Here is a 6,214-nt window from a genome sequence, read left to right as displayed (position 1 = left end):
GCGGACGAAGGCGCGGCAGAGCTTCTCCGACCTCTCCATCTTCTCGACCGACTGGGGCCGTGCATGGCACAGCCCATCCTCCACTGAGTTGGCGAGCGCGGGTGCCGCCAGCAGAAGCCCCAAGCAGCAGAGGATGATTCTCATGGATGTAATCTTTGACTGAGCACGGTGCGGCGGTCACGGGTAGGTTGCCTGACCTGACGGGACGACGAGGAACACGGATGACGACGATCAACGCGGCGGCGAGTGGCACCTTCCGGATTGGTGGCGACCTCGAGGTGAACCGGCTCGGGTTCGGTGCGATGCGCATCACCGGTCCCGGCATCTGGGGAGACCCGGAGGACCCGAAGGAGGCGCGTCGCACCGTGGCGCGCCTTCCCGAGCTGGGCATCAACTTCATCGACACCGCCGACAGCTACGGGCCCTTCATCAGCGAGGACATCCTCGCGGAGGTGCTCGCGCCGTACAAAGGGGGCATGGTCATCGCGACCAAGGGCGCGCTGACCCGGCACGGGCCGAACAGCTGGCTCCCGGTCGGCAGGCCCGAGTACCTCAAGCAGTGCGTGCTGATGAGCCTCCGGCGCCTCAAGCAGGAGCGCATCGACCTGTGGCAGCTGCACCGCATCGACGCGAAGGTGCCGCGGGACGAGCAGTTCGGGGCCATCGCGGAGATGCAGCGCGAGGGGCTCATCCGTCACGTCGGGCTGAGCGAGGTCTCGGTCGAGGAGATTCAAGCCGCGAGCCGGTTCTTCAAGGTCGCGACGGTGCAGAACCTCTACAACCTCGTGAACCGTCACAGCGAGCCGGTGCTCGACCACTGCGAGAAGAACGGCATCGGCTTCATTCCCTGGTACCCGCTCGCCGGCGGGCCGCTGGCGAAGGAGGGCGGTCTGCTCGACACCCTCGCCAGGAAGATGGGGGCCACCCCGTCGCAGGTCGCGCTCGCGTGGGTGCTGAAGCGCTCGCCCGTCATGCTGCCGATTCCGGGCACCGGCAAGGTGAAGCACCTGGAGGAGAACACCGCCGCCGCCGCCGTGAAGTTGAGCGACGAGGACTTCCGCGCGCTCGACACCCAGGGCCAGGAAGCGTGGCGCGCGCAGCAGGCCGCGCGGCGCTGAGCGCGTCGGCTACCGCCGCTCCAGCTCGCGCAGCTTGTCGATGATGACCTGCATGCGCTCATGGTGGGAGCCGGCCCAGAACACGCGCTTGCACTCGGGGCACTGCTGGAAGCGGGTGAACGTGGTCTGCACCCGCTCCGGCACGCGTCCCACGACCTCCTCGGGCGAGGCGGCGGACAGGGACGCGTTGCACGGGATGCACCGGGTGAAGGGCCGCATGTGCCCGGTGAGCTGGAAGCGTCGCACCACCTCGACGAGCTGCTGCGAGGGGTCGGTCTCCCGGGGAAAGTACCCGTGGACGACCTCGGAGCGCTTGAGCAGGCCAATGTCCCGCGTCAGCAGGATGCGCTGCTCCTCCCGGGAGAGGCGGGCGAGCACGTCATCGGCGTAGTCATTGCGCCACAGCGTGTCGAAGCCGAGCATCCGCAGCAGGCCCGAGAGCCGGCCGAGCCCCACGTCGAGCAGGAAGCGGGGCTCGGGCAGGGCGGGGGGCCCCACGCGCACGAGCGGCGCCACGTCGATGGAGGAGAACGCCGGGTAGACGGCGATGCGCTGGCCGTGCTCGACGCGGTGGGAGAAGTCCACGGCCTCGCCGTCCACGAGCACCACGTCCACCTCGGGGTGGGGCGGACCCAGTGATTCGATGAGGTCCTTCACCGAGCAGCTCCCGTTGAGGGAGTGCTCGAGCTCGACGCCGCGTCGCTCGGGGGCGAGGAAGTCGTTGAGCGGGCCGTAGAAGCGGACCGTCACCTGCTTCATGCGGGGGGCGGGCCGTCGCTCGAGGCCGGGCCCTTGTTGCGCAGGCGCCGGATGAGCTTGTCGAGCAGGGGCGTGAGCGCGAAGGTGGCGGCGAAGCGCGGAATCTTGATGAGCTGGCAGGCGGCGTAGGCGCCGGCGAAGGTCCCCGCCGCTCCGCTGGCCCCTTCCCACTGGAAGCCCGAGCGGATGAGCAGCGCGAAGACGCCCAGGCAGAGGCCGAAGATGGCGTAGTGCACCGCCACGGCCAGCATCCCATACCGGGTGATGAACGCCTGGAGGCGCTCCATGAGGGACGGTTTGGGGTTCACCAGGGCCTGGGCGGTAGGGGTCTCGTTCGGATTCGGCGTCACGGGCGGCTCAACAGTCTCCATCATCCCCACCATGCCCCACTTCGAGGGCGTCGAGAGAGTCAACCAGTTGCCTGCCCGGCTGTATTCCGGTCCGGGTTGTCAGCCTCCTGGCCACCAAGGTAGAGGTCTGGATTCCATGATGCAGCGTTTCCGTGTCCTGATCCTCCTGGGCCTCGCCACCCTCGCCGCCGACCAGGTGACCAAGTATCTGGCGGTGTCCCACCTCACGGAGGCGCTCGATGGGCGCACGGGCGTGGCGCGGCTGGAGGGCTTCGTCTCCGAGCAGAACCTGGACAACGACCCGCCCGTGGCGGGAAGTTACCGGCGCTCGACGCGGCCCTACCGCTTCATCGAGAGCTACTGGCACTTCCGCTACGTGGAGAACCCAGGCGCGGCCTGGGGCATGTTCGGCAGCCTGCCCGAGTCCGTGCGCCGGCCCTTCTTCCACCTGGTGAGCCTGTCGGCGCTCGGCTTCATCCTTTATATGTACCTGGGGCTGTCCCCGGAGCAGCGCCGGGCGCGCTGGGCGCTGGCGCTCCTCACCGGCGGGGCGCTGGGCAACTTCGTGGACCGGCTCCTGCGCGGCTACGTCATCGACTTCATCGACTGGCACTGGCGCAACCAGCCGGGGATGCGCTGGCCCACCTTCAACGTGGCGGACGCGGCCATCTGCGTGGGGGTGGGACTGCTCCTGCTCGACTCCCTCCTGGAGCGCCGGCCGGTGGAATCCGTGACGCCGGGCGGACAGGTGGTGTAAGTCCCTACCCGTGCCGCGCAAATACCTCCTCCTGCTGACGGTGGCGCTCGGCGTCATCGTCCTCGACCAGTGGACGAAGTACCTCGTCGTCCGCGAGCTGACCACCCGTTTCGATGACCGGCCCACGCTGAGTGAGCGGCTGTCGGCGCTCTACGGCGAGCCTCCGCCCCTGGGCTTCGACGGACTGCACTACCGGTCCAAGCGCTACATCGAGGTGTCCGAGTCCTTCTTCCGCCTGCGCTACGCGGAGAACCCGGGCGCGGCCTGGGGCATGTTCCGCTCCCTGCCTCCCCACATCCGGGGGCCGTTCTTCCACCTGGTGAGCATCGCCGCCGTGGTGCTCATCACCTGGTACTTCAGCAAGCTGAGCGGGAAGGACCCGCAGGAGAAGTGGGCGCTGTGGGGCCTGCCGCTCGTGCTGGGTGGGGCCATCGGCAACTACATCGACCGCATCGCCCGGGCCTTCGTCATCGATTTCCTCGAGGCCCATTGGTACGACAAGGCGGCCTGGCCCTCCTTCAACGTGGCCGACTCGGCCATCGTGGTGGGCGTGGGGCTGCTGCTGATCGACGCCTTCGTGCGCAAGGAGGAGAAGCCGGCCGAGGTCCGCTCCTGACGTCGGGCCGTCTGTCCTCCGGGCGGCCCCGCTCCCGGGTCGCCATCTCCCAGCCGCCGAGCCGCCGTGACGGGGTAACCTGCGCGGCCTCGCGTCCGTAACGGTCCCTGCCCATGCTTCCCGTCCTCGTCCACTTCACCTTCACGTCCTTCTGGTCCCAGATCCTCCTCTACGGGCTGGCCCTCGCCGTGGTAGCGTACATCGCCTACAACGGCTGGCAGGGCGCCGAGGGCACTCCCAGGGCCCCCGGGGAGAAGCCCGCGCCAGCCACGACGGATCAGCGGATGATTCGCGCGCTCCTCTACGGGGCCATCGCGGCGGGCATCGCGACGTTCGGCCTGCGCTACGCGCTGCCCGCGGACGCCTTCCTGGGGGGCAAGGGCGAGGGCATCCCCATCCACACCTACGGCGTGCTGCTGGCCACCGGCTTCCTCACCGCCGCCTCGGTGGGCGCGAGGCTGGCCCAGGACGAGTGGCGCAAGCTGACGTGGGTAGCGGACGCCCAGGGCGGCGGCAGGTGGGTGGACACCGAGGGCCCTCGCAAGCGCGAGGCCTTCATGGACCTGACCTTCTATCTCCTGGTGGGCGGCCTGGTGGGCAGCCGCGTCCTCTTCGTGCTCGTCAACTGGAAGGACTACGCGCGCGACTGGTCGCAGGCGTTCTCCCTGGGCGGCGGGCTCGTCTTCTACGGCGGCCTCATCGGCGCGACGCTGGCGGCGTGGATCTTCGCCCGGAAGCACGACATGGAGTTCCTGCGGCTGGCGGACCTGGCCATCCCCACGGTGTCGCTCGGCCAGTGCCTGGGGCGGCTCGGGTGCTTCTCCGCCGGCTGCTGCTGGGGGGACGTGACCGCGGCCGGCACGCGGCTGGCGGCCCACTTCCCCGGCGCCGGGCTGGCCAAGGACATTTTCGGCCGCCTCGGCGGCACCTCCAGCCTGGCCTACCAGTCACAGGCGCAGGACTCCCGCTATGTGGTGGAGGCCACCGGGCAGATCCTCCACCAGGCGGCTCCCGGCGCGGTGCGCATCTCCGAGTGGGTGGCGAGCCACGGCACCACGCTGCCCGTCCACCCCACGCAGATCTACGAGTCCATCGGGCAGCTCGGCCTCTTCCTGGCGCTGATGTATGCCCGGCGCTTCCGGCGCTTCCATGGGCAGATCTTCGCCCTGTGGCTGATGTGCTACGCGGTGCTGCGCACCACGGTGGAACTCTTCCGCGGCGACACCGAGCGCGGGACGCTCAACGGCCTGCTCACCTCCCTGGGGGCCAAGGGCCTGGCCGAGGCCGTGCCCCTGGAGGCCTGGTACAACATCTCCACCAGCCAGTTCATCTCCCTGTGCATGTTCACCTTCGGTGCGACTTTGCTGTACCGGCGGATTCGTCGGGGGGGCGAGGCGGCTGGCGTCGGCCCAACACCGAGTCCGGCCTGAGGTTGATCCCCGGGCGAGTCTTGGGGACACTCTGGGGTGCGCATGGCGTACGAGTCCTCGAAATCCTCCACGAAGAATCAAATCGCGAAGCCCGGTGCTTCGACGAAGTCGTCCGCCAAGCTCGCCGCGAACTCGGGCGAGACGAAGGGCGGCATGCCCACGAAGTCGGGCAGCGAGGTGGCGGCGCAGGAATGCGACGCCATCGAAGCGGAGCTGGCGGCGCTGAAGGTGGCCTATGAGCACTACTTCCTGGGCCTCGACCGCCACCCGCCGACGCGAACCTATGAGGAGCTGAAGAAGCGGCTGGAGCGGCTCAAGAACAGCTTCGTGCGCAACACGGGCGCCAAGTTCCGCGTGCAGTCGGTGCACAGCAAGTTCGTCACCTACGAGCGGCTGTGGCAGCGCACGCTGCTGGAGATCGAGAACGGCACCTACAAGCGCGACCTGGCCAAGGTGAGGCGCCGCACGCAGAAGGCGCCGGACAAGACCAAGGGCCGCCAGGGCGCGGTGGACCTGTCGCAGGACGCCGACTTCGAGGTGGACGAGGTGGACGAGGTGTTGTCCTCCGCCTTCAAGTCGCCCCCGCCCGCGGTGCCGGCGGTGGCCCCCGCCGTGGCTCCGATGGAGCCCGTGCCCTTCCGGGGCGTGGCGCCCGCGGTGGCGCCGCTGGTGCCGTCGGTGGCGCCGCTGGTGCCGTCCATCGCGCCGCTGGTGCCGCCCGTGGCCCGGATGCCGTCCATCGCGCCGGTGGTGCCGCCCGTGGCTCCGGCCATCGCCCCCGTGGCGGCCCGGCCTCCGGGCACGGGTCCCCGGCCGGCGGTTCCGGCCGTGCGTCCTCCCTCCGCCGGCAGCGCGAACGACCTGTCCGACGACAAGCTGAAGACCGTCTACGACGCCTACGTGTCCGCCAAGCGCCGCAACAAGGAGGACACCTCGAAGATGAGCTACGACTCCATCGCGGCCACGCTGCGCAAGCAGGTGCCGGAGCTGATGAAGCAGCACGGCGCCAAGGCGGTGGAGTTCAAGGTCGTCATCAAGGACGGCAAGGCCGTGCTCAAGGCCGTGCCGAAGTAGGCGCTCGCGGATGAACCAGAACCTGGAGTCCCTCAAGGCGCGGGTGAGCAAGCTGTCGGTGATGATCTTCGACATCGACGGCACGCTCACCGACGGGCGCATCTTCTGGG

Annotated in this window: 7 protein-coding genes; 5 read left to right on the top strand and 2 right to left on the bottom strand. The window is 69.2% G+C overall.

Features of this window, described 5'->3' with window-relative positions; all coding sequences use genetic code 11:
* Positions 1-221: 221 nt before the first annotated feature.
* Positions 222-1,118, top strand: coding sequence for an aldo/keto reductase (locus VF794_RS12950; RefSeq protein WP_331110188.1), 897 nt, complete (start codon positions 222-224; stop codon positions 1,116-1,118).
* Between the two features lie 9 nt (positions 1,119-1,127).
* Here the strand turns inward: VF794_RS12950 and VF794_RS12945 are convergent, their stop codons facing one another.
* Positions 1,128-1,877 carry a Mut7-C RNAse domain-containing protein gene (locus tag VF794_RS12945; protein ID WP_331110187.1) on the bottom strand — a complete coding sequence of 250 codons (750 nt, stop codon included), beginning with the start codon at positions 1,875-1,877 and terminating at the stop codon, positions 1,128-1,130.
* On the bottom strand, positions 1,874-2,251 hold the full coding sequence (locus VF794_RS12940; protein ID WP_331110185.1) for a hypothetical protein: 378 nt from the start codon (positions 2,249-2,251) through the stop codon (positions 1,874-1,876). The genes VF794_RS12945 and VF794_RS12940 overlap by 4 nt, the downstream gene beginning before the upstream one ends.
* 112 nt (positions 2,252-2,363) lie before the next feature.
* Between VF794_RS12940 and lspA (VF794_RS12935) the strand changes: the two genes are divergently transcribed.
* The 4 genes from lspA (VF794_RS12935) (at position 2,364) to VF794_RS12920 (ending at position 6,104) form a co-directional block, all read left to right on the top strand.
* Complete coding sequence (gene lspA, locus VF794_RS12935) at positions 2,364-2,984, top strand: signal peptidase II (protein WP_331110183.1); 621 nt, start codon at positions 2,364-2,366, stop codon at positions 2,982-2,984.
* Positions 2,985-2,994: 10 nt separating this feature from the next.
* Complete coding sequence (lspA, locus tag VF794_RS12930) at positions 2,995-3,600, top strand: signal peptidase II (protein ID WP_331110181.1); 606 nt, start codon at positions 2,995-2,997, stop codon at positions 3,598-3,600.
* A 113-nt stretch (positions 3,601-3,713) separates the two neighbouring features.
* Entirely contained in the window at positions 3,714-5,030 is a 1,317-nt protein-coding gene (locus VF794_RS12925) for a prolipoprotein diacylglyceryl transferase (protein WP_331110179.1), read from the top strand.
* A gap of 42 nt (positions 5,031-5,072) precedes the next feature.
* Positions 5,073-6,104, top strand: coding sequence for an MXAN_5187 C-terminal domain-containing protein (locus tag VF794_RS12920; RefSeq protein ID WP_331110177.1), 1,032 nt, complete (start codon positions 5,073-5,075; stop codon positions 6,102-6,104).
* Positions 6,105-6,214 lie beyond the last annotated feature (110 nt).

This window comes from Archangium sp., from assembly GCF_036389735.1.
Classification (GTDB): Bacteria; Myxococcota; Myxococcia; order Myxococcales; family Myxococcaceae; genus Archangium.
Note: the sequence above shows the minus strand (reverse complement) of the source record. Positions and strands in the feature narration are given on the sequence as shown.

Bases quoted from the DNA above. Each gene is read 5' to 3' on its own strand.
- VF794_RS12950 (WP_331110188.1), top strand. From the start codon at position 222: ATGACGACGATCAACGCGGCGGCGAGTGGCACCTTCCGGATTGGTGGC.
- VF794_RS12940 (WP_331110185.1), bottom strand. From the start codon at position 2,251: ATGATGGAGACTGTTGAGCCGCCCGTGACGCCGAATCCGAACGAGACC.
- VF794_RS12920 (WP_331110177.1), top strand. From the start codon at position 5,073: ATGGCGTACGAGTCCTCGAAATCCTCCACGAAGAATCAAATCGCGAAG.
- lspA (WP_331110183.1), top strand. From the start codon at position 2,364: ATGATGCAGCGTTTCCGTGTCCTGATCCTCCTGGGCCTCGCCACCCTC.
- VF794_RS12925 (WP_331110179.1), top strand. From the start codon at position 3,714: ATGCTTCCCGTCCTCGTCCACTTCACCTTCACGTCCTTCTGGTCCCAG.
- VF794_RS12945 (WP_331110187.1), bottom strand. From the start codon at position 1,877: ATGAAGCAGGTGACGGTCCGCTTCTACGGCCCGCTCAACGACTTCCTC.